This window comes from Kluyvera sp. CHPC 1.2972, assembly GCF_036759925.1.
Lineage (GTDB): Bacteria > Pseudomonadota > Gammaproteobacteria > Enterobacterales > Enterobacteriaceae > Kluyvera.
This window is the reverse complement of the sequence record NZ_JAPKIB010000013.1, coordinates 63,331-86,331: the sequence shown is the minus strand read 5'-3', so window position 1 is coordinate 86,331 and position 23,001 is coordinate 63,331. Positions and strand designations below refer to the sequence as shown.

25 protein-coding genes are annotated in these 23,001 nt (G+C 54.5%); 10 read left to right on the top strand and 15 right to left on the bottom strand.

Annotated features, from left to right (window positions below; all coding sequences use genetic code 11):
• Nucleotides 1–40: 40 nt before the first annotated feature.
• The 6 genes from V6944_RS18040 to V6944_RS18015 all read right to left on the bottom strand — a co-directional run bounded on the left by V6944_RS18040 (nt 41) and on the right by V6944_RS18015 (nt 6,632).
• Nucleotides 41–883, bottom strand: coding sequence for a PTS system mannose/fructose/sorbose family transporter subunit IID (locus V6944_RS18040; RefSeq protein WP_333499956.1), 843 nt, complete (start codon nt 881–883; stop codon nt 41–43).
• Entirely contained in the window at nt 876–1,676 is an 801-nt protein-coding gene (locus V6944_RS18035) for a PTS mannose/fructose/sorbose/N-acetylgalactosamine transporter subunit IIC (RefSeq protein WP_333499955.1), read from the bottom strand. Before V6944_RS18035 ends, V6944_RS18040 begins: the two co-directional genes overlap by 8 nt.
• A gap of 11 nt (nt 1,677–1,687) precedes the next feature.
• The gene (locus V6944_RS18030; protein ID WP_333499954.1) at nt 1,688–2,185 is read right to left on the bottom strand and encodes a PTS system mannose/fructose/N-acetylgalactosamine-transporter subunit IIB; all 498 of its coding nucleotides are present in this window, start codon (nt 2,183–2,185) and stop codon (nt 1,688–1,690) included.
• Nucleotides 2,186–2,197: 12 nt separating this feature from the next.
• Complete coding sequence (locus V6944_RS18025) at nt 2,198–3,376, bottom strand: glycoside hydrolase family 88 protein (protein ID WP_333499953.1); 1,179 nt, start codon at nt 3,374–3,376, stop codon at nt 2,198–2,200.
• Nucleotides 3,373–3,855 (bottom strand): PTS sugar transporter subunit IIA, encoded by a 483-nt coding sequence (locus V6944_RS18020; RefSeq protein ID WP_333499952.1) that lies wholly within the window; start codon nt 3,853–3,855, stop codon nt 3,373–3,375. The genes V6944_RS18025 and V6944_RS18020 overlap by 4 nt, the downstream gene beginning before the upstream one ends.
• A gap of 173 nt (nt 3,856–4,028) precedes the next feature.
• Nucleotides 4,029–6,632, bottom strand: a complete 2,604-nt coding sequence (locus V6944_RS18015; RefSeq protein ID WP_333499951.1) for a sigma 54-interacting transcriptional regulator — start codon at nt 6,630–6,632, stop codon at nt 4,029–4,031.
• 549 nt (nt 6,633–7,181) lie between these two features.
• Here V6944_RS18015 and V6944_RS18010 point away from each other — a divergent pair.
• From V6944_RS18010 to V6944_RS17975, 8 genes are all read left to right on the top strand, one after another.
• Complete coding sequence (locus V6944_RS18010; RefSeq protein WP_333499950.1) at nt 7,182–8,162, top strand: 6-phosphofructokinase; 981 nt, start codon at nt 7,182–7,184, stop codon at nt 8,160–8,162.
• Between the two features lie 11 nt (nt 8,163–8,173).
• A complete protein-coding gene (locus V6944_RS18005) occupies nt 8,174–8,488 on the top strand; it encodes a PTS sugar transporter subunit IIB (protein ID WP_185668838.1) in 315 nt (104 codons plus the stop codon).
• Nucleotides 8,481–9,848, top strand: a complete 1,368-nt coding sequence (locus tag V6944_RS18000; protein WP_333499949.1) for a PTS sugar transporter subunit IIC — start codon at nt 8,481–8,483, stop codon at nt 9,846–9,848. Before V6944_RS18005 ends, V6944_RS18000 begins: the two co-directional genes overlap by 8 nt.
• Nucleotides 9,835–10,677 (top strand): class II fructose-bisphosphate aldolase, encoded by an 843-nt coding sequence (locus V6944_RS17995; protein WP_333499948.1) that lies wholly within the window; start codon nt 9,835–9,837, stop codon nt 10,675–10,677. The genes V6944_RS18000 and V6944_RS17995 overlap by 14 nt, the downstream gene beginning before the upstream one ends.
• A 59-nt stretch (nt 10,678–10,736) precedes the next feature.
• A complete protein-coding gene (locus V6944_RS17990) occupies nt 10,737–11,006 on the top strand; it encodes a hypothetical protein (protein WP_333499947.1) in 270 nt (89 codons plus the stop codon).
• A 9-nt stretch (nt 11,007–11,015) separates the two neighbouring features.
• Nucleotides 11,016–11,453 (top strand): PTS sugar transporter subunit IIA, encoded by a 438-nt coding sequence (locus tag V6944_RS17985; protein ID WP_185668834.1) that lies wholly within the window; start codon nt 11,016–11,018, stop codon nt 11,451–11,453.
• Complete coding sequence (locus V6944_RS17980; RefSeq protein ID WP_333499946.1) at nt 11,450–12,007, top strand: AAA family ATPase; 558 nt, start codon at nt 11,450–11,452, stop codon at nt 12,005–12,007. Before V6944_RS17985 ends, V6944_RS17980 begins: the two co-directional genes overlap by 4 nt.
• A 121-nt stretch (nt 12,008–12,128) precedes the next feature.
• Nucleotides 12,129–12,341, top strand: coding sequence for a DUF1471 domain-containing protein (locus tag V6944_RS17975; RefSeq protein ID WP_333499945.1), 213 nt, complete (start codon nt 12,129–12,131; stop codon nt 12,339–12,341).
• A gap of 47 nt (nt 12,342–12,388) precedes the next feature.
• Here the strand turns inward: V6944_RS17975 and V6944_RS17970 are convergent, their stop codons facing one another.
• Both V6944_RS17970 and V6944_RS17965 read right to left on the bottom strand, forming a co-directional pair.
• Nucleotides 12,389–12,712 carry an AzlD domain-containing protein gene (locus tag V6944_RS17970; RefSeq protein ID WP_333499944.1) on the bottom strand — a complete coding sequence of 108 codons (324 nt, stop codon included), beginning with the start codon at nt 12,710–12,712 and terminating at the stop codon, nt 12,389–12,391.
• The gene (locus V6944_RS17965) at nt 12,712–13,362 is read right to left on the bottom strand and encodes an AzlC family ABC transporter permease (protein WP_333499979.1); all 651 of its coding nucleotides are present in this window, start codon (nt 13,360–13,362) and stop codon (nt 12,712–12,714) included. The genes V6944_RS17970 and V6944_RS17965 overlap by 1 nt, the downstream gene beginning before the upstream one ends.
• A gap of 114 nt (nt 13,363–13,476) precedes the next feature.
• Between V6944_RS17965 and V6944_RS17960 the strand changes: the two genes are divergently transcribed.
• Together V6944_RS17960 and V6944_RS17955 are read left to right on the top strand one after the other, a co-directional pair.
• The gene (locus V6944_RS17960; protein ID WP_185668830.1) at nt 13,477–14,025 is read left to right on the top strand and encodes a helix-turn-helix domain-containing protein; all 549 of its coding nucleotides are present in this window, start codon (nt 13,477–13,479) and stop codon (nt 14,023–14,025) included.
• A 357-nt stretch (nt 14,026–14,382) separates the two neighbouring features.
• The gene (locus tag V6944_RS17955; protein ID WP_333499943.1) at nt 14,383–15,777 is read left to right on the top strand and encodes a carbohydrate porin; all 1,395 of its coding nucleotides are present in this window, start codon (nt 14,383–14,385) and stop codon (nt 15,775–15,777) included.
• A gap of 125 nt (nt 15,778–15,902) precedes the next feature.
• Here V6944_RS17955 and rhaM read toward each other — a convergent pair whose 3' ends face one another.
• From rhaM to rhaD, 7 genes are all read right to left on the bottom strand, one after another.
• Entirely contained in the window at nt 15,903–16,217 is a 315-nt protein-coding gene (gene rhaM / locus V6944_RS17950) for an L-rhamnose mutarotase (RefSeq protein WP_185668828.1), read from the bottom strand.
• Nucleotides 16,214–17,362 (bottom strand): lactaldehyde reductase, encoded by a 1,149-nt coding sequence (gene fucO, locus V6944_RS17945; RefSeq protein ID WP_333499942.1) that lies wholly within the window; start codon nt 17,360–17,362, stop codon nt 16,214–16,216. Before fucO ends, rhaM begins: the two co-directional genes overlap by 4 nt.
• A gap of 70 nt (nt 17,363–17,432) precedes the next feature.
• Nucleotides 17,433–18,437 carry an ABC transporter permease gene (locus tag V6944_RS17940; protein WP_333499941.1) on the bottom strand — a complete coding sequence of 335 codons (1,005 nt, stop codon included), beginning with the start codon at nt 18,435–18,437 and terminating at the stop codon, nt 17,433–17,435.
• Complete coding sequence (locus V6944_RS17935; protein WP_333499940.1) at nt 18,434–19,438, bottom strand: ABC transporter permease; 1,005 nt, start codon at nt 19,436–19,438, stop codon at nt 18,434–18,436. The genes V6944_RS17940 and V6944_RS17935 overlap by 4 nt, the downstream gene beginning before the upstream one ends.
• Nucleotides 19,439–20,950, bottom strand: a complete 1,512-nt coding sequence (locus V6944_RS17930) for a sugar ABC transporter ATP-binding protein (protein ID WP_333499939.1) — start codon at nt 20,948–20,950, stop codon at nt 19,439–19,441.
• Nucleotides 20,951–21,037: 87 nt separating this feature from the next.
• Nucleotides 21,038–22,024 (bottom strand): rhamnose ABC transporter substrate-binding protein, encoded by a 987-nt coding sequence (gene rhaS, locus V6944_RS17925; RefSeq protein WP_035892339.1) that lies wholly within the window; start codon nt 22,022–22,024, stop codon nt 21,038–21,040.
• An 89-nt stretch (nt 22,025–22,113) separates the two neighbouring features.
• Nucleotides 22,114–22,944, bottom strand: coding sequence for a rhamnulose-1-phosphate aldolase (rhaD, locus tag V6944_RS17920; protein WP_333012791.1), 831 nt, complete (start codon nt 22,942–22,944; stop codon nt 22,114–22,116).
• Nucleotides 22,945–23,001 lie beyond the last annotated feature (57 nt).

Sequence of the window (23,001 nt, the reverse complement as noted above, 5' to 3'; positions counted from 1 at the left end):
CGTGCCAGGCTCCCTTGTCTTGAAGGGAGCCTGGGAAGGGTTAAATAATCCCAACGCCTGCGGCGGCGAAACCGAAGACAATCAGCATGATGAGCACTTTGTTCGGGCTCACTTTTTTGTTCAATAGCTTCAGGCAGCCCAACACCAGCAGCAGCGGAATCAGCCCGACGCAGATTTTGTCGAGGATCTCCTGCAATACAAACGGCTGCCCGGCGATGGTGGTTTTAAAGGTGGTGGTAAACTTCACCATGCTGGCGCTCATTGCGCCCACCATCATCAGGCCCATCATGGCCGAGGCTTTGGTGATGCAGGAAAGCAATCCAGACTGCGTCGCTTCGGCGATGTACTTCGAACCCAGCCGATAGCCCATGACTCCACCGTAGTAGCGCAGCAGTAAGCTTGGGATGTTGTAAATCAGCAGAAACAGCAGCGGCCCCAGCGGGTTCCCCTGCGATGCCAGGCCGATCGCAATCCCCGTTGCAATGATGCGCAGCACGCCATAGAAGAAGGAATCGCCGACGCCCGCGAATGGCCCCATTAAGGCCACTTTGATACCGTTAATACTGGAGGTATCAAATTCTGGGTTAGCGGCATTCTCTTTTTCCATCGACAACGTCAGGCCCATAATGAACGGCGCCAGATGCTGGTTGGTATTGAAGAACTGGCTGTTGCGTTTGAGCGACTCAATATAGCCGTGCGGGTTGCCGGTATAGATCTTCTTGAGCAGCGGCGCCAGGATCCAGCCGTAGCTCAGCCCCTCCATACGGGTGAAGTTCATGGAGCCCAGCAGCTGGAACTGGCGGAAGAACAGCTGGCGGAACATCTTTTTCTCGCCCTTGCTGTCGTCGCCTGCGCTTACCGCGCTGTTGTGGATATCAGTCATTGAAGAACCCGTCCTTATCGTCAACCGACGCACTTGCGGCAGTGGTGGCTTGTTTATTGGCTTTCAACTGGTTGAATTCGTTGAAGCAGATATAAACGGCAACGGAAGCGGCGATAATCGCGATGCCCATAATCGGCAGTTGCAGATAAGCCGCCATGGCGAAGCCGATAAAGAAGAAGGCCGCGATATTTCGGTTCCACAGCGCCTTGAGCAAAATGGCAAAGCCCAGAGCGGGAAGAATGCCGCCAACCGCCGTCATACCGCGCATAACGGTATCCGGAATACTTTCCACCAGGCTGCGGATCACATCGGTACCAAACAGAATGCCGAAGAAGGCCAGTACCGCAAACGGCACGCCGTAGAACATCGTCATTCCGAGGGTGATGCCGAGCGCGGCGCGGTCGCGCCCCTCTTCAAGCAAGGCGTCATATTTCTCAACCAGCGCGGTATAAACCAGCTTCAGCACCTGGTAAACGAAAACCGCCAGCAGGCTGATCGGCAGGGCTAATGCCACCGCAACCGCAGGTTCAGCGTGGGTGAGAATGGTGAACGCAGTAGCCAGAACCGAACCCACCGCCAGATCGGCAGGCACCGAGCCGCCGATGGTGATGGTGCCGAGAAAAATTAGCTCCAGCGTGGCGCCGATGATAATTCCCTGCTGAAAATCTCCCAGCACGAAACCGACCATCGCGCCGCAGATTAGCGGGCGTTCAATCAGCGGCTGGCCGAGCGTATGGTCAGCGAACTTGGCGATATACATCACCAGCGCGACAAGTAGTGCAGACGTTAACATAGCGACCTCGCTTAGCTAGCAGCGTTATCCAGCATCTCAATCAGGTTTTTCACCGGATGAGAGGGCAGTACCTGGTATTCCACCTTCACGCCGCGTGCGGCGATGGCATGAAAATCAGCCACGTCTTCCGGCGTCACGTACACGGTGTCGCTGATGCGTTTTTTCGCCGCCAGATTGTCGGTGATGCGCCCAAAGTTGGCGACATTCAGGGTTTTGATGCCGTCGGCCTGTTCAACGAGGCGACGCGCATCGGCGGCATTGTTGACGATCACCATAATTTTCATCGCCTCGGAGCGCGGGTCGTTGAGAATATCGCCCGCGTCTTTGACTGCCATGATTGCGCACTTCGCGGTATCAGGAGCCGCCATGCGCAGCGACATCTTCTGCACTTCGTTATTCACGATCTGATCGTTGGCGACCAGAATGCGGTTAACACCGAGATGTTTGGTCCAGACCACGGCAACCTGGCCGTGAATCAGGCGATCGTCAATTCGTACTAAAGAAATCATGTGTAGCTCCAGTTAGCAAAAGTAGGGGGTCCAGACGCGGGAAAGGCGAACCAGGGCTTCGAAATAGAAATAATCGCCCCAGAGGTTAGGTTCGTTAATGCCCATGTTGCGGCCAAAGTTATAAACACCTTCACGCAGCAGGCCGTCCTGCGTGTGGGCAAAATAGCGCTCGTGCAAATTGCGCATCATCAGTTCGATGGCATTGCCGTAAGCGGGGCGCAGCGGGTCGGTTAACGGCAGCAGAGTAAGCAGCTCCGCCAGACCGCAGGCAGCAACGGCGGCAGCGGAGGTATCTCGCAGCGCGTTATCCTGCGGCGTGAAAATCAGATCCCAATAGCAGACAAAATCTTCCGGCAGACGGTTGAGAAAATAGTGCGCCAGCTTACGCGCCAGCTCCGGCTGAGCGGCGTCACCGGTATGGTGGAAGCCCAGCGCGAAACCGTAAATCCCCCACGCCTGACCGCGCGCCCAGCACGAGCTGTCGCTAAAGCCCTGATGGGTATCGCCGCGCAGCGGTTGGCCGTTGTGCACATCCATATAGAAAGTGTGGAAGCTGGAAGCATCTTCGCGCACCAGATAACGCGCGGCCTGCGCCAGGTGACGCGTCGCGGCTTCCCGCCACGCGGCGTTGCCGGTCTCATTGGCGGCCCAGAACAGCAGCGGCACGTTGAGGTTGCAGTCGATGATCATGCGTCCCTGGCGAGCCGGGTCGTTGAGATCGCCCCAGGCCTGGATCACGCCCGCCGTTTCGTTAAAGCGGCGATACAGCAGCTCAGCGGCGCGCAGCGCCAGACCGCGGGCGCGAAGGTTGCCGGTGAGCTTCCAGGCGTTGACGCAGGAGAGCAGATAGAGAAAGCCCAGGTCGTGGGTATCGACTTTAATCTGCTTATCAAGACGCTCTTCAAAACTGTCGAGCAGCCCTTCCGCTACCGTGCGGTATTTGTCGTCGCCGGTCACTTCCCAGGCCAGCCACAGCATCCCGGTCCAGAATCCTTCGGTCCAATCGACCTTTTCTACCGCCGGGTAGCAGCCATCCGTCGCGCTGGCCGCCGGAAAGGTAGCGGTAAAGCGCGGCAGCATGGCATCAACCTTGGCGAGTACCTCGCGGAGCGCTTCGTTCAGCCAGCGTGAGTCTAAGCCCGGCTGCGTCGTAAGGTAGCGGCGATCGAGGGTTTCCAGCGCAACGTTCATGGCTGTGTCTCCGTGGCAAAAAAGTCGTCGATATCATCATCAGCGGCAGGCTGGGCGGCCTGACGAGCGGCGAGAATTTCCGGTTGCACGTTCATGTACTGCATCGCGCCGCTGGCGGCGGCGATGGCGTCCTGAAGGCGTGATGGGGTATCCGTATGATCGGAGAGGCAAAACTCCATCAGCATAATCAGATTGGCGCCGCTAATAACCTGAACATGTGGGTATTTCACCAGCATCTGCACGGCGGTGTTGTTGACGCTGCCCCCGGGCATATCGGTAAACAGCACCAGCTCTTTTTGCTGGTTGAGCGTCTGTTGGGCGAGGGCCTCAAAGCGCACCGCCAGTTCGGCCGTGGAACCAATCTCGCCGCAGTAGGCGCAGATGGGCGTGACGCCATGATCGTCTCCAACCAGCAGGTTCAGCGCTGACACAATCCCTTCCGCATAGCGCCCGTGGGTTGCGATGTACATCTCTCGCATGTCGAATTCCTTCATTTTTTTCGGTATCTGTTGAGGATATTGCAACCGCCGTGCCATATTTTTATCTATATGATTTAATAGGGAAAATAATTAGTGTCCAGCGGTGTTGGTGGTGTTGATAGCGGCAATAATGGCAGTGTCGAAGCGTCTGCCAGCCTGCGCTGGCAGAACGTTTAGTTGAGCGGGTCGGGCGCAATCCACGGTTCCATGATTTCATAAATCATCAGGACTTCGGTGAGCGGCAGGGTGATGTTGTACTTACGGTTGAGCGCCTGGAAGAAGGTGTCGTGCACGGCGACAAAGGCCTGCTGCTCAAGCGTCAGCCCTGTCTCTTCACGATGGCGAACGCCATTATTGACCATGACACGTTCAATCATCAGCGCGATGTGCATAAACAGGTTAATGCGCAGGTAGCTCTCAAAATGAATTTTGTAGAACGCCTCATACTGTTTAATCACGGCTTCGACTTCATCGATAATCACTACCGGGTTGAGGAAGTTCAGGCGGCTGGCAACGCCCTCGACGGTAAAGAGCTTCACCACCTCTTCGACCATGGGTTCTAACCCACCTTCCATCAGCAAGCCGTTAAAGTAGTCTCGTTTAAGTACCTGGGCTTTTTCTTTGATCAATTGTTCGACGCTGATGAGCGGGATGTAACCCGCTTCCAGATCGGTGGTCGTGATGATGAGTCGCGTGCCGTTGAGCGCCGGGTCAGCACGGGCGATTTTCCACTTCAGGTCGTCATATTCCATGGTGAGGATGTCGATCTCTTCCTGCGGCAGGTAGCGCTGGACGATATCTTTCAGCTTGCGGGAAATACCTTCACCGGAGATGCAGGAAATGATGATCTTATTACCTGGCAGCATCCCCGCGTAGTAGCGCGTTTCCACCTCATAAGCGCCCTTAGCGCCTTCGATGATCGCCTCCATCGGCAGCTTATCCTGGATTTTTCCCGCAATATCCAGCGCCATGGCGGTACTGACGTTATTAATGACCAGCAGTTCGCCGTGCAGATGCAGCTTAATCTCTTCGTAGATCTCCTTGAGCGACCCCATGTCGACCAGGATGATTAGCCCAGCCCCCTGCTTAAGACGCGATAGATGCGCAATCAGCAAATCGATAATTTCGCGGGTGGAGGTAGCGTTCGGCATATCGAAGGCTTTGAAATAGTAGCCGCCGGTAAGTTGGTTAGCGATGCCGGCGATACTGGAGGCGGTCGAACGCCCGTGGGAGACGATAATGCCCTGAATCGGCGAATCTTCACCTGCCAGCGAATGGAAGGCGCAGCTCAGCAGGGGGAGCAGCAGCGGTAGAGGTGCGTGGTTCACATGCCTTTCCAGCAGAGCCATACACTCTTCAGCCAGCAGGCGCGCCTTCCCGGACACATAGTCAGCGATGGTCTGGAGCTCATCAATTTGCTCGACGTGCTGAGGGGCATGCAATGCATAGGTCAGGCACAGCCAGACTGCTTTGCGGATCTCCTGCCCGCAGGCCACGCCGGTCAGGTTCTCCAGCTCATTAACGGCGTGCATGGTGTTTTGCCAAATGTAGCCGCTGTAGAGTGCTTCCTGGGAGACGATGCCGTTTACCGTCGTGATCAGATGTTCAATTTTGCGATTGAGCAGCATCACGTTGCCGCTGTGGCAAAACTCGCGAAAAATGACCTCGTCATGCATGGCTTTAGGCAGCAGGGCGTGGGCATTCAGGCTGTCTCCCGGCTTGCTGGCCGAAATCACCAGCGTCTGCCCGCCAGGATGTGCGCCGTGGAGCGTGATGGCATCGGCGTCGCGGTTATCGCTCCAGGCGCTGGCGCACATGACTTTGATCTGGTTTTTCAGCTCGCCAATATTCCCCCGTACGGGGGAGGTGACGAGCTGATGCATGAGCTGGGTATCCAGGTGGATATCTCGCCGCAGGCTCATCGCTTCCTGATGCAGGAACAGATTCACCTGCGCCACCCGCTCGGTCAGCGGACGGGAGATAAAATTGGGCAGCGTCACGCGTACCGGAATACGACGGCGGAAGGTATTGAGCAGTACCGTTTCGATATTTTCGGTGGTGGCGAAGATAAATCGCAGCGAGGCAGGGTGGCGCGTGCGGTTATCGCCCAGGCGGTAGAAATAGCCTTTATCCATAAACAGGAACAACTTTTCCTGATTCTCTGCGGACAGTCGGTGCACCTCATCCAGGAAAAGAAAACCGCCGTTCGCATCATCAAACGCACCACGCTTGTCGCGGTCGGCTCCGGTGAAGGCTCCGCGGGTATAGCCGAACAGGGTGGCGGACAGCAGTTCGGGGTTGTTGGCGTAGTCGGCGCAGTTAAGTTCGACGAAAGGTTTATCGGCCGCAATAACGCCGCGATCCAATGCGTATTGGTAGATGAGCGATGCAAGGTGGCTTTTCCCCACGCCTCTTTCGCCAGAGATCAGTATCGGTAGACCTTCTCCGGGATAGTCTACCGCCGAGCGGCACAATGCGACGGCTTCAGCCAGGCTACCTTCGGCACCGGTCAAATTCATAAAGGCATCGTCCAGTTTCGACACTAATCTGGACGGTAGTACACGTTGCTCCCCGTTATGTTGCACATGAAAGCGAACCGGGCGAGTGTTTTCCTTACTCAAACGACCATCGTCGCATAGCCTGTTCAGATAATGGCTAATGACGCTACGGTTAACCTGCATGAAGTCGGCACAGTCCTGGGCCGTGAATCCTGAAGGGCTTTCCGCATAGTGCGTGAGTATTTTGTGGAATAATTTTTCTTTTGCTGACAGCGCCATTTTTCAATGTCCTGCATAGAGTAGAAAATAGCGTCGAAAATAATTGGACACTAGACACTAATGTTTTTATTAGACACTCGATACTTTCCTCGCTTATATAGCAAAGTGAAACCCTGTTTTAACTGGAATGTGATCGCGATCGACCGATGATTTACTGCTGAAATCTGTGGGTGGGCGCGAACGCTTCAGTTGCGGCTGCCGTTCCGGGCAACCGGTCAGTTCCTGACCTTGCTCTCCCTCTTGAGGCAAAAATATGTGTTGATGGTCACGGTTTTGCGTTCTCATCAAAAAGCCATTTGCCCGGAAAACCATTGGTTTAATTGCGGATATTAAGAAAGAAAATAACCTAATGATAAATAAAGTTTTTAATTAATAAATGTGGTGATAATCTCAATTTATAAATGAGATATTAATCACAAAAAACAGGTTGTTTTAATAGGTGTCAATATTAGGGCTGACCTAAATTATCGCAATTATGTGATCTTCGTTGCAAATAGAGGTCTTGAAGTCAGGGAAAAATGCTTTCACGGAAACAGGTGAGGGCAGAAGATGAAAATCGGTATTGTCATTAGCGGTGGAGATGTCTCTGGAATAAATAATTTTATTTTTCAGGTCGCGAGACTTGCCTGTGCACAGATCACGCTATTTAACGGTGGCATACCGGGTTTATTAGATAAAAATCACCGAGAAGTCTCCTGGTCAGATTTAGTGGACTTTTCTATTTCCTCTATTCCACTTATTACGTCTGGACGTACAGCACGAAATTTACAGCGCAGTGAGTATGAAACCATTGCGAAGAAAATAAAGTCGTTACGGATTGATGTGCTGATTATGGCTGGCGGTGATGGCAGTCTGCAATTCCTGAATACGCTCAGCGAATTTGATATTAACTGCTTCGGCGTCGGTATGACGATCGACAATGATGTTTATGGCAGCGACTACACCATTGGCTTTTCTACCGCCTGCGAGCAAATTATCAAAGAGGTATCGCGCTTAAGAAATACCGGTAGAGCACTTCCAGGGCGCGTTTTTATGGCGGAGATTCTGGGCGGTTACTGCGGCGAGTTAACGCTGCAATCGGCGATAAAATCGAACGCCGATATTGCGCTGATTCCAGAAGCGCAGATCCCTCTGGACGCTCTGGCAGAGCGTGTTAAGCAAAAACTGGTAAGCCAGAATAGCGTCGTTATTCTGTGCTCTGAAGGCTACACCCGCGAGTACTCTCCTGGCTTTCAGGGCGCCATAGATACCATGATAAAACAACTCGAACCGCGTATTGGCGTGCGTATCCGCAAAACTATCATTGGTTACGGTTTACGCAGTGGCGACCCGACCTGTGAGGAGATTTATCAGGGTACAATTATGGCGAATGAAGTGGTTCGCTGTATTCAATCTGGTATGAGAAATAAAGCCGTTATTATTAATTCAAGCAATAAACCTATTCCGATTGATTTAGTCAGTATGAAAAAACGTCTGGTTGATACCGACGGACATTATTATAAACTTGCCAAACAACTCAATATAATTTGAGGAGACCCTACATGCTGAAAATTCTCTGCGTATGTGGCTGCGGCCTCGGCTCAAGCTTTGCTATTGAAATGACTGCAAAGGCCGTTTTAAAAAAACTGGAAATTCCGGCGCATATTGAACACACCACGGTATCGGAGGCCGGGGCATTTAAATCTGACATGATTCTGACGCAAAAAACCTTTGCCGATATTCTGACAGCCGATGCCAGCGAAGAAGAGATAAAACGCGTGGTGATTTTAAATAAGCTGACGGACAAAGATGAGATCGAACAAAAGATTGTCGCGTTTTTAAATGAACGTAATTTACAGGTAGCCGACTATGAATAGTGTCGTTGAGTTTATCGTCAAAGATTTGCTCGGCCAGGCTTCAATACTCATCGCCTTTATTGCGATGCTGGGGCTTATCCTACAGAAAAAATCACCGGGCAAAACGGCTGAGGGCACGTTTAAAACCCTGCTCGGTTTTTTAATCATGATGGCCGGTATCAACATCATTGTGGCCACGCTGACGTTCCTGAATGACATCTTCACTCAGGGTTTTGGCATGAAAGGCTACATTACCGATGTCGCGGCGATTGCCGGTTTAGCCAACCGTGAGTTGGGTTCCGAGGTGGCGCTGACCCTGCTGGTGATTTTTGCCGTCAACATCATCATCGCTCGCCTGACGCCGCTGAAATATATCTTCCTGACCGGCCAGGCGCTGCTGTGGATGGCGACTATTGGCGCCGTTATCGGCTATAAAGCCGGGCTGACGGGGCTGCCGCTGATTTTGACCGGCGGGATCTTCGGCGGCGTAATGGCGGTACTGATGCCTGCGCTGGCGCAACCGGTGGTTCGGCGGATCACCGGCTCAGATGACGTTGCGCTGGGGCACTTCTGCACCATTGGTTACCTGGTGCAGGCGGCGGTCGCTAAAGTGGTCGGCAAAGGCTCTCGCTCCACGGAAGATCTTGAATTACCGGATAACTTCAAGTTTCTGCAGGACACCTATCTCGCTATGGCAGTGGTCATGGTGCCGATGTACCTCATCCCGGCAGTGGCGGCAGGCCCGGCGTATATCGGCCAGTTCTCTAACGGCATTAACTACCTGATGTACGCCTTTATGCAGTCCATCCAGTTTGTGGCCGGGGTCTTCGTTCTCTATAGCGGCGTGCGCCTGCTGCTCAATGAACTGGTGCCAGCGTTTCGCGGGATTGCAATGCGCATCGTCCCCGATGCCAAGCCAGCGCTGGACTGCCCGGTGCTGTTCCCTTATGCGCCTAACGCCGTGATTGTTGGCTTCCTGGCAACAACGGTCGGTTCGATCATTGGCATGCTGGTCTTCCCGATGTTCGGTCTGGCGATGATTCTGCCCGGCCTGCTCACTAACTTCTTTGCGGGCGGCACGGCGGGTGTATTTGGCAATGCGTTGGGCGGTCGTCGCGGAGCGATGATTGGCGGCGTGGTGCACGGGCTGTTTATCACCTTCCTGCCCGCCATTCTGGTGCCGATGCTTGAAAGTTACGGCTTTACCGGCGTGACGTTCAGCGATTCGGATGTGATTAGTTCTGGGCTGGTATTAGGCCACGCCTTCCAGAATAACTGGTTATTTGTCGCGTTATTTATTGTCTTTGTCGCCGCACTGGCATGGTTTGTAAACGGTAAATCAGCTAAGCCGAAAGGGGAAAACGTTCATGAGTCTGTATAACTTCAACGATATTCTTAACATTGCCCAGCAGAGAAATTTTAAAGCCATCGGGTCGTTTAATTTGCACTGTATTGAAATGCTGCCCGCTTTTTTTAAAGCCGCGCAGCAGAGCGACAGCCCGCTAATGATCCAAATCTCTACCGGGACGGCGGAATATTTAGGCTATCGTTTACTCGTGGATGCCGTTAGCTCGCTGGCCGAAAGTGAAAATGTGCCAACCTGCCTGCATCTGGATCACTGCTCGGATATCAGCGCCATTGAAACGGCAATGAACGCTGGGTTCTCGTCGGTGATGTATGACGGTTCCCATCTCAACCTGGAGGAGAATATTGGCAACACGCGCATCGTGGTTGAAATGGCGCGCCCGCGTAATATTACGGTTGAGGGAGAATTGGGCGCCATTGGTGGATCTGAAGACGGCAAAGCCGTCGCCGTAGAGGATATCTGCTTCACCACGGTAGAAGATGCGAAACGTTTTGTGGATGAAACCCAGGTCGATATGCTGGCGGTCTCTGTGGGGACGGTGCACGGGCTGTATACCGGCAAGGCAAAAATCCAGCACCAGCGGCTTAAGGAGATTAGTGCGGCAACCGGCGTGCCTCTGGTGTTGCACGGCGGCACTGGCGTGAGCGATGAGGATATGCGCCTGGCGGTGACTGAGGGAATTAACAAGGTCAACGTCGGCACAGAAATGAATGTGCAGTGGGTTGATCAATGCAAAACCGCATTTGAAAAAGGCAAAGTGAATGACAGCGTGCGGAAGTTTTTAATTCCAGCAAATAATGCCGTCACTCATGTATTAATGGAAAAGATCGCTTTATTTAAATAAACGTCTCTTTATTACTCGATATTTCGTTACCCTGTTGTTCATCAGGGAGGGGATTCGCTATGTTTGAATCATTGAAAACGTTGTGGAAAAAGCAAGATAGTCCGTCAGAAAATTATGATGAACGGTCGCTTCTGCTGGCGGCAGAAATATCCCGATTAGAAGGTGAATTACAGGGTAACCCGAGTGATGGCGAGGTACAGAAAGCATTAATGTTGATTTATAACCGGGCGTTGTCGGTATATGCCAAAAGCAAAACGCACCGACAGGAAATTGATGCTCTGTTTATCCGTATTGATGAATTACGCAACATTATTCGCCGTAATATTTAGGGAGTGGGTATGACGATAAAAGAACTACTCATAGAAGCCGATGCTATTCAGGTTGGTGTCACTGAGTCGGACTGGCAGAAAGTGATACAGCTGGCCGCCACGCCGCTGATTGAAAACGGCTATATTTCGGCTGATTACGGCCAGGCCGTTATTGAGAATACCCTGAATCACGGCGCGTATTACGTGTTTGACGAAGGGGTTGCTATTCCGCATGCGCGCCCTGAGTGCGGCGTGAAGCGGAACTGTTTTAGCCTGGTGCTGTTAGAGAAACCGATTCGGTTTGCCGAAAGCGAGGCCGCGGATATTGTCATTATGTTCGGCGCGCAGGACAGTAATGCGCATATTGAAGAGGGGATCCGCGCCATTATCTCGTTGCTGGATAACGATGAGCGCATGGCCAAACTGCGGGCAGCAAACTCGAAAGAGGAGGTTGTGGCGCTGCTATGAAAAGAGATCTTACGCCGAGCTGTAAAACCGTCATTCTGGTGAACGGCATACCCGCCTCTGGAAAGAGTACCATTGCCCGACAGCTTTCGCAGACCTTTGGCCTGCCGCTGCTGACTATCGACGGAATCAAAGAGCCCTTTATGGCGCGCTTTACCGATATCGATCGCCCCTTCAACCGCCAGCTCGGCTGTGCTGCCTACGAGGCTATCTGGTCTATTGTGGAACAGTCTCCGGCGGGCTGTGTCTGGGTGATTGATGCCTGGTTTGGTTTCCAGCCTAAAGAGATGCTGCAGCGATTAGTCCAGGACGCCGGGGTTGAGCGGATTATCGAAGTCTGGAACCAGATCCCTCCTGAGATCGCGGTAGCACGCTACGCTCAGCGGTTAGCGCAGCGCTTACCGGGTCATCCCGGAGAAGAGTATCTACCCGAACTGGCGCTGCTGGCCGAGCGAGCCAAACCGATGCATCTGGGGGCCGTGTACTGCGTCGATCAGCAGGCACAGCCCGATATTGAAGAGGTCTGCGACTGGGTTGATGTGCAGTTGAAAAATTAATCAATTAATTTGAATGATGACAACAAATCCTTCCGCTTTTCGTTGAACGATGTGAGGGCTATTATTTATCACATCAAGGCAACATGCCTTATTCAAACAACCAAGTGAAAGGGTTTACATCATGAAAAGCATCAAAACTTTTGTCGCAGTTATCGCACTCGCCGCTTCTTTCGGTACCTTCGCTGCTCAGACCGTGACCGCAACGGCCTCCACAATTGATGGTGCAGAAGCGAAAATTGCCGCTCAGGCGGAACAGGCTGGCGCAAGCGCCTATAAAATTACTCAGGCTTATGCTGGTAACCGCGTGCACATGACCGCTGAACTGACCAAATAAGTCATTAGTTACTGTTGAAAGAGCGCCCCTGGGGCGCTTTTTTCGTTTCAGTTAATACCTGCCAGACGCAGCAGCGCGGTCGCCACCGCAGCGGCAATAATCACGACGATAAGCGGCGCTTTGCGCCAGGCCAGAAACACCGCAAAACCGACCCCCAGCACGCGCGCCGCACCGGAGAAATGCTCACCCTCATAAAACGTGGTCGCCAGCGCGACGGAAAAGAGCAGTACCGTGGCGGCATCGGAAAGCAGTGCCTGAGAGCGCTCCGAAAAGGCCAGGCGATTGCCGAGCTTTGCGCCGCCGAGACGCATCAGATAGGTTCCCAGCGAAAGAATGACGATCCCGGCGATAAACAGCGTCATGTTACCCATTATTTTTTCCTCGCCAGCAGGCCAAACAGGGAAAGCAGAACCGGTAATCCAACCGGCGCGAACGGTACGGCGGCAAGCGACAGTGCCGCACCGCTACAGGCACGAATCAGCGTGGTTCGGTTTTTAAAGGCGGGGATCACCAGCGCCAACAGGATGGCCGGGAAAACGGCATCCAGCCCGATGGTTTCCGGGGCTGGGAGTAATCGCCCTACTGCTGCGCCAAATAGCGCGCCGAGCGGCCAGAAAATGGCGACGCCAACCCCGCAGAGCCAGAAGGCCGCTTTGCGCTGCTCGGGTGTAGGCTGCGAGAGGCCAAAGACCACGCTCTCGTCATTCATGATATGGCAGCCAATAAAGCTAGCGGCGCGCTTGCCGACCAGGTCACGCACCGTCACGCCGAAAGGAATATGGCGGGCATTGACTAACAGGCCGGCCGCCGCCGCCGCTAACGGGTTACCGCCGCTGGCGACGATGCCGATAAACATAAACTCTGACGCGCCCGCGAGGACGGAAACTGACAGCAGCAGCGGCACCCACAGCGGGAAACCGTACGCCATTGCCAGTGAACCATAAGAGACGCCGACCACGCCGACCGCCAGACAGACGAGGAAAATCGCCTTAATCGTGCTGCCTTTCAGGCAGGAGAACATTTTTAATGACATCTAAATTTACCATATCGAACGATATATCCATTATAATGAACGAATCAGTGTGGTAGTTCAAGATGAACGTTTCGTTCGATATATAAAACGATGGAGTTGTGTATGACACAGCCAATCAGCGTGATTGCCAAAAGCCTGGTGCGTGAGCGAGCGAGGACCGGATTGTCTCTGGCCGAAATCGCGCGTCGCGCCGGTATTGCCAAATCGACGCTTTCCCAGCTTGAGGCCGGGAACGGTAATCCTAGCCTGGAAACCCTATGGGCGCTCTGCGTCGCGCTGGACATCCCTTTTGCGCGCCTGCTTGAGCCACAGCCCAATAAAACCCAGGTGATCCGCCGGGGGGAGGGAACAAAGGTTATTGCCGAACAGGCCAACTATCAGGCTACGCTGCTTGCTACCTGCCCGCCGGGGGCGCGTCGCGATATTTATCTACTGACCACGCAGCCGGGCGCAGACCGTATTTCACATCCGCATCCACCGGGTTCTATCGAACATATTATTGTGACGCAGGGGCGAGCGCTGGTTGGCCTGACCGCCGCGCCGGAAGAGTTGAATGCCGGTGATTACATCTGCTATCCCGCCGACGAACCGCATCTTTTTAAAGCGCTAGAGCCAGATACGCTGGCCATTCTGGTCGCCGAGCAAAACTGATCGTAGAGATGCGCAGTGATATATTAATCACTGCGTATATTTTTATATTTATACTCAATAACTAATATTTTAATTTTATTGGTGGCTAACTATAATCACCAAAAATTATATATCATGACCATCCTTCTCTTTTCTTTCTCCGCCGTGTTACCTCGCTCACGATCTTAAAATCAGAGATGTTTACCGGCTAAAATATATTAGCTAGTGTCTTGATGCTTGTTATGAAATATGTCCGTACGTAACTGGCGATTTCTACCGACAGATGAATAATAAAAATACATTCATAGTCGTTATAAAAATACCAAAAAATCGCATTGTGATTTTTCGGGGTATTCTTTATTTCAAGGAAAGCAAATAATGAAGAAATCGACGCTCTCGCTGGCAATAGGATTATTGCTGGTGGCCAATACCGGTTTTGCGAAAACAACGAACATGACGTTAGAGCAAAGGCTGGCGCAGTTAGAATCACGTCTGGAAGCAGCAGAGAATCGCGCTGCAAAAGCAGAGCAGCAGGTTGAAACGCTACGCGTTCAGCAGGCAGCTGAAATTAAAGAGATTAAGGCAGTACAGGGTAATACGCCGGTGAACGGTCAGGCTTCGGCCGAGGAGACCCACATCAACGCCAATAAACCTAATCTCATTCTGTCCGGTTACGGCGATCTGAAAATTTACGGCGACGTAGAATTTAATATGGATGCAGAAAGTAAGCATGGCTTACTCGCTATGACCAACCCTAACTACGACGGCGACCCGAGCAATGAAAAATGGGACGTTAACGGGCGTATTCTGCTGGGATTCGACGGTATGCGTAAGCTGAATAACGGCTACTTTGCCGGTTTCTCCGCGCAGCCGCTGGGCGATCTATCCGGGACGGTGAATATTGATGATGCAGTGTTCTTCTTTGGTAAAGAGGATGACTGGAAAATCAAAGTGGGCCGTTTTGAAGCCTACGATATGTTCCCATTAAATCAGGATACGTTTGTTGAGCACTCAGGCAATACCGCTAACGACCTTTACGATGACGGCAGCGGTTATATCTATATGATGAAAGAAGGTCGCGGTCGTTCTGACTCCGGCGGCAACTTCCTGATGAGCAAGCAGATAGACAACTGGTATTTCGAATTAAACACCCTGCTGGAAGATGGTACCTCGCTCTACAACGATGGCGATTACCATGGCCGTAGCATGGAACAGCAGAAGAACGTGGCCTATCTGCGCCCGGTCATCGCCTGGTCGCCAACGGATGAGTTTACGGTGTCGGCGGCGATGGAAAGCAACGTCGTCAATAATGCGTACGGCTATACCAACAAGAAAGGCGAGTTTGTCGACCAGTCTGACCGTACCGGTTACGGTATGACCATGACGTGGAACGGCCTGAAGAGCGATCCGGATAATGGCGTGGTGGTTAACCTCAATACGGCTTATCTGGATGCGAACAACGAACAAGACTTTACCGCCGCGGCGAACGTGCTGTGGAAGCGCTTCGAGCTGGGCTATATCTATGCGCATAACAAGATTGACGATTATTCCGGCGTGGTCTGCGACAACGACTGCTGGATAAACGGTGAAGGCACCTACGATATTCACACCATTCATGCGTCCTACCAGTTTGCTAACGTGATGGATATGCAGAACTTTAATATCTATCTCGGCGCTTATTACTCCATTCTGAACAGCGATGGCGACGGTTATAACGGCGATGGTTCTGACGATCGCTACGGCGCGCGCGTTCGCTTTAAATACTTCTTCTAAAAAATGAAGGCCTCCGTTTACGGAGGCCTTTTTTCTGTGGCTCGAGCGAGGTTCGGAGCCAAATCCCGGCGTCGCTTCGCTCGGCCGGGCTACGATCTGGATTTTGTAGGCCTGATAGGCAATGTTTACGCCAGGTAAAACACTTCCTTCAACTCGGCGCTAACCGGGCTGTTATCCGGGTTAGACGGCATCACGTCGGTCATGTGCTTCCACCAACGCTGGCAAACGTCGGTGTTCGCCACCGCGTTCCAGCGCTCTTCGGACTCTATCTCCACGGTAGCGAACAGCAGGTTTCGTTCTTTATCGAGATAAATCGCGTAATGGTGCGCGCCGTGCGCTTTTAGCACCGCTTCCAGCTCCGGCCAGATTGGGCTGTGGCGGCGCTGGTACTCTTCGTGTGCGTTGGCGTTCACCTGCATCACAAAGGCTTTGCGGATCATAACGCCTCCAGGTACAGCTCACGCACTTCATCGCGGCTGGCGGTACGCGGGTTGCAAGGGGCACACGGGTCGGCCAGCGCTTTATCCAGCCAGCCTTCGATATCGGCTTTGGTCACGCCGAGCTTGCTGAACCCCTCTGGAATACCTACGCGCGCACTCAGCTTGCGGATGGCGTTGATTGCCTCCATGCTCGCCGCTTCGTCGCTCATGCTGCGGGTGTCCACGCCCATCGCCTGCGCCACGCGGGCAAAGCGCGCCACGGCGTTCGGGCGGTTAAAGTTTTCGATGATTGGCAGCAGGATGGCGTTGCACACGCCGTGCGGCAGGTTGTGCGTGGCCCCCGGTTGGTGCGCCAGCGCGTGTACCAGTCCCAGACCGGCGCTGTTAAACGCCATGCCTGCCAGATATTGACCAAATGCCATCTGCTCGCGGGCTTCCAGGTTATGACCATCGTCCACGGCTTTCGGTAGCCACAGGGTGATAAGGCGAATGGCTTCGAGCGCGTTGGCATCGGTTAACGGGTGTGCGCCGACGGAAACATAGGCTTCAACCGCGTGGGTCAGCGCATCCATACCGGTGGCGGCGGTGACGGAAGCGGGAATATCGAGCATCACGCTGGCATCGTCCACGGCGATATCCGGGATAATGTTCGAGTCGATAATCACCTCTTTGACCTGGCGCGCGGTGTCGATAATGACCGCGTTGCTGGTCATCTCCGCGGCGGTACCGGCGGTGGTGTTAATCGCCACCAGATGCACGCCAGCGTTCAGCACTTTGCCCACACCGGAGTATGCGGTGGATGGGGCCGGGTTAGCGGTCAGGATTTTAATCGCTTTCGCGGTATCAATTGGGCTGCCGCCGCCGAAGGCAATAATGTAGTCACACTGATTAGCCTGATAGGCCGCGTAGCCTTGTTGCACCAGTTCTTCCGTCGGGTTCGGGAAAACCTCGTCGAACAGGTGATAAGACATTTTATGTGCGTCCAACGCGGCGAACAGGCTATCCAGCAGGCCCATTTTCACCAGTTGGCCGTCGGTGACGATCAGCGCTTTGCCCCATTGCTTACCGGCAACCAGGTTGACCATATCCCCAATGGCGCCTGCACCGTGCAGGCTGATTTTTGGCAGTGCTAACATAAAGCTCATGGTGTTTCTCCTTAAATACCTAACTTATGAAATCCTGGGTTCCCCTCATCCAGTGGGGTGAGGGGAAAATTTAAATGCGTCGTCGCTGCATCACCCGGTGGGCGATAATCGGCAGTGAAATCACCACAATCAGCATCGCGCCGATGATGATGGACATCACGATGCCGGGGACGTTGAGCAGGCTGAGCCCGAAGGTCACCAGCCCCATCAGGAAGGCCGCGATAATCACGCCGACCATGCTGCCGGAGCCGCCAAGAATGTTGACGCCGCCGAGCACCGCCATGGTGACTACCGCCAGCTCCCAGCCCATCGCAATCGTTGGGCGAGTACTGCCGAGGCGCGAGGTCAGCAGTACCGCCGCCAGGCCAGACATCAACCCTACCAGTGCGAACAGCAGCAGGTTGTGACGCTTGACGTTAATCCCCGAATACCATGCGCCGGTGGGGTTATTGCCGATGGCATAGGTGCGGCGACCGAAGTTGGTTTTGTGCAGCAGGAAGGCAAATGCTGCCGCGAGCACGATGAACAGCGCGAACTCAAACGACAGCGCGCCCCATACGTAGCCCTGGCCGAACCAGGCGAAGCTCTCCGGGTATTTGTTCAGCGCCTGGTCGCCGAGCAGAATGTAGGTAATGCCGCGATACAGGCTCATCGTGCCGATGGTGATAACGATCGACGAGAGGTTAAAGCGGGTCACCAGCAGGCCATTAAACAGCCCGCACAGCAGGCCGACTCCCAATCCAACGCAGACCAGCAGCGGCGTATCGACTCCCGCCGCGGCGCAGAAACCCATCAGCGTGGAACTCAGGGCAATGGTCGATGCCACCGACAGATCAATCTCCCGGGCGATAATCAGCATCGCCATCGGCAGCACGATGATCGCCTTCTCGGTGAAGTTGAAGGTGGCATCCGACAGGTTCCAGATGTTGAGGAAGTAGGGTGAAGCCAGCGCGTTGCCGACAAACACCAGCAGCGTTACCGCCAGCAAAAAGCCTTCCCAGCACAGCAGCCGCTGGAAGAACGACGGTGCGGCGACTTCGGTTTTAATCTCGTCCGGCATCATTATTTTTCTCATGAGCGCACCGCCTGTTTCTGTCGGGCCAGCGCGGCATCGCGCAGGATCAGCCGTCCTTTGCGTTTATTGCCGCGTTCGTTCAGCAGGACGGCAATCACAATGACCGCGCCGGAAATGGCCATCTGCCAGAACGGCGAAATGCCGATCACCGGCAGGGCGTTGTTGATGATGCCGAGGAACAGCGCGCCGCACAGGCAGCCGACGACGCGTCCGGTGCCGCCCATGGTGCTGATACCACCGATGACGCAGGCTGCGACAACCTGTAGCTCAAAGCCGTTCGCCACGTCGACGTAGGCCACGGCAAAGCGCGAGATCCACAAATAGCCGCAGAACCCGGCCAGCGCGCCGGAGAGGCAGAAGCTGACGAACTGCATTTTTCCGGCGTTGATCCCGGTGTAGTAGGCGGCGGTGGCGTTACCTCCGGCGGTGTAGAGCGCGCGCCCGGTGCGGCTAAAGCGCAGGAAGTAGCCGACCAGCAGCAGCGCGGCGACGGCAAACCAGCTCAATACCGGCAGGCCCAGCAGCGAGGTGCGCGGCAGGCCGAGGAAATCGGGGCTCATCTGGTGCGAGTTAACCCAGCCGCCGTCAGAGAGCAGGAAGATAATGCCGCGGTAGATGCTCATGGTGCCAAGCGTCACCACAATCGCCGGGATCCCGAGCTTCCAGACCAGCAGGCCGTTAATCATCCCCATTACCAGCCCCAGCGCCGTCGCCAGCAGCAGCAGCGCCCAGACCGGCACGGCTGGATAGTGGAAGTTAAGCAGCGCCACGATCATCCCGGTGAGCGCCAGATTGGCGGCCATCGACAGGTCGATGCCTTTGGTCAGCAGCACCATCATCTGCCCCAGCGCGAGGATAATTAAGATGGCAGTATCGTTGAACATCTCCACCAGGTTGCCCGGCGAAACGAACGACGGCACGCGGCTGCCGATGGCACCGATCATCAAAATGATCACTGCGGCGAGCAGCGCTTCGCGGTGTTTAAATAAGGATTGCCACATTTATGCTGCCTCCTTCCCGGCGCCGCTGGCGGCGCTGACGATGGTTTCTGCGGTGGCTTCACCGGCCTGATATTCCGCGACCATCAGCCCTTCATGCATTACGATAATACGGTCGGCCATACCCATCACTTCCGGCAGCTCTGATGAGACCATAATCACCGCCAGCCCCTGAGCAACCAGCTCGGACATAAACTGGTGCACCGCGGCTTTTGAGCCGATATCGATACCTTTGGTGGGTTCATCAAGAATGATCACGTCCGGGTGGGTCGCCAGCCATTTGCCGATCACCACCTTCTGCTGGTTACCGCCGGAGAGTGTCTCCACCGGCTGCCGCCAGCTAAAGGCTTTCACCTGCAGGCGGCGCGCGTATTCGTCGGCCAGCTGCCATTCGCGGGCGTCGTTGAGCACACCGCGTGGGTTGAGTTTGCTAAGCTGCGGCAGGCTGATGTTCTGGGCAATCGGCAGTTCAATAATCGCCCCCTGTTTCTGCCGCTCTTCCGGCACGCAGACGATCCCGGCGTTGATGGCATCGGCCGGCTGGCGAAAATGCACTGCCTTGCCGTTGAGGACAATCTCGCCGGAGGAGGGATGCGTTACGCCGGAGAGCGCCTGCATTAGCTCGGTGCGCCCGGCGCCGACCAGGCCATAGAAGCCGAGGATCTCGCCTTTGCGCAGGGTGAAGTCGATATGGGCAAATTCGGTCGGGTGACAAAGGTCTTTTACCTCCAGCACCACATTGCCTTTTTCGCACGCCACTTTCGGGTAGGTTTGCGTGATCGCACGGCCCACCATCATGGCGACCATTCGCTCTTCGGTTATCTCATTGATTGCGCCGGATCCCACGTACACGCCGTCGCGTAAAATGGTGTAGTGATCGGCGAGCTCAAAAATCTCATCAAACTTGTGCGAGATAAACAGGATGGCTTTGCCTTCCAGCTTCAAGCGCTCAACGATTTGATAAAACTCCAGAATCTCGTGCTGGGAGAGGGCGGCGGTGGGTTCATCGAGGATCACTACCTGCGCCTCAAACGACAGTGCGCGCGCAATGGCCACCATGTGGCGCTGGGCGATGCTAAGGGTTTTTAAAGTGGCGCGCGGGTCAATCTGCACGTCGAGGCGGGTGAGTATTTCCCGTGCTTTCTGGTGCATGGCAGGCCAGTCGAGCTTTTTCAGCCAGCCTTTATAGAGGTACTGGCCGACAAAAATATTTTCGGTGACCGAGAGCTCATCGAACAGGACGGTTTCCTGATGAATCGCGGTGATCCCCACCCGGTGCGCGGAGTCCGGCGTGGGCAGGGTAATTGGAATGGCTTTGTAGAGAATCTCGCCCTCTTCGGGCTGATAGATGCCGGTCATCACTTTGACCAATGTGGATTTGCCCGCGCCGTTTTCACCGATTAACGCGGTGACTTTGCCGGGCCAGAGATCGAGCTGTACGTTTTCAAGTGCGCGCACGCCGGGGAAGACCTTAGTGATCCCCTTAAGCTGCAATAGCGGAGTCGATGCGGTCATGATAGTTCTCCGGAGAATTTCCCCTCACTGCCGCCTGCTTTTCTCCCTCTCCCATTTAGGGAGAGGGGCGGGGTGAAGGTCAAAGGATTAGAAAATCTTCGAGAACTTATCAATATTGCTGGCATCGTAGACGAACGGCTCGGACATCGCGCCATTACCGTCAGCATCGAGCTTCACTTTGCCCAGTTTACCCATGCTGGCTTCGGTTTTGGTTGCCGTGCCTTTTACCAGGTCATCGGCGAGGTAGGTGGCGGCATAGCCCAGATCGATTGGGTTCCAGATGGCGAAGCTTTTGCTCGCGCCAGACTTAATTGCTCCAGCCATTTCTGACGGCAGCCCCAGCCCGGTGACGTAAACCTTGCCAATTTTGCCCTGATCCTTCACCGCCTGCGCCGCCGCGACGATACCGACGGAGGAAGGGGAGACAATCACTTTCAGGTCCGGGTAAGACTTCAGCAGCCCAACCGCTTCGCGGTAGCTCTTATCCGACAGGTCGTCGCCGTAGGCCACGGTCACCAGGTTGATGGACGGATAGTTCGGCAGCACCTTTTTCATCTCGCCAATCCAGATGTTCTGGTTGGTGGAGGTAGGGGTGGCGCTCAGAATGGCGACGTCGCCTTTCTCGACGTTCAGCGCTTTCAGCGCATCGGCGGCGAGCTTAACGTTGGTTTCGCCAATCAGCTGGTTGTTCGAGGGATTCAGGTGAATCTGACGGCCACCGGCGGCAACGCCGGAATCCCATGACACGACCTTAATGCCGCGCTGCATGGCTTTTTTCAGCACCGGCACTACCGCATCGGGATCGTTAGCGGAAATAGCGATCGCATCGACGCCCTGGGCGATCAACCCGTTGAGCACTTCGATCTGCGCTTCCGCCGTGGTGGTGGTCGGGCCGGTATAAATGACTTTTACATCGCCTAACTCTTTGGCCGCCTCCTGTGCGCCAACGTTCGCGGCTTCGAAGAAGCCATTGCCTAATGACTTCGCCACAAGGGCAATTTTCACTTCAGCTAAAGCGGAACCGGACAACGCCAGGGCGGCAACGGTGAGGATGAAGCTTGCTTTTATTTTCATTGCTTGTACTCCACGGTTTTGAGTTAGTTGGTTTGCAGGTAACAGAGTTTCCCCTGCGGATCGTTGCCCGCAGGGGTTATGCGATGTTCTTACTTGTACAGATTTAATGCACTGGCCATCGGGGTGACGCCAAAGCGCTGGCCGAGGGCAATCAGTTCTTGCTGGGTGATGGTCTGCTTCATGCCACCCATCGAGTACACCTTCACCAGCACTTCTGCGGATTTTTCGGCGGTATCGATCAGACCAAAGGCTTCATCGAGCGTTGGGCCGCTGCCGAAGACGCCGTGGAACGGCCACAGCACCAGAGAGTGCTTCTGCATTTCGACGGCGGTCGCCTGGCCGATTTCATCGGTACCCGGCACCATCCACGGCAGAATGCCGACGCCATCCGGGAAGACCACCAGACACTCGGTGCTGCCTTCCCACAGTTTGCGGGTAATCAGCGCGGTGTCGTTTTCCAGTACGTAGGTCAGCGCGATCAGGTTAGTCGCGTGGCAGTGCATGATGACGCGGTCTTTACCACCGGTCAGTTTGATACGCTCGCAGTGTGACAGGAAATGCGCTGGCAGTTCGGAGGTTGGTACGGCTTCGTGAGTCAGCCCCCACAAAATATGGTAGCCCGCACCGTCGCTATCGACCTTCACCACGCCGAGGTTGGCGGCTGGGTCGAGCTGGACGTTGCGGAAGAATTTACCGGAACCGGTGACGATAAACGGCGTGTTCGCCAGCATTGGCATCGGCTGGCTCAGGGCGATATAGCGCGGTTTGGCGTGGAAATCGGCGGTGAAAGGCGCGATATCCGCATCGTCCAGACGCAGCGTCAGGTTGCCGCCGTTGCGCTCGTCCCAGCCTTTTAACCAGGCGTCAGAGGTGGCTTTAATCATGCCCTGGACGAACCAGGAATCGGTAATGGTCTGCATAGTCTTGTTGTCCTGTTGTCTCGGTGAGGTGTTTCCCCTCACCCTAGCCCTCTCCCC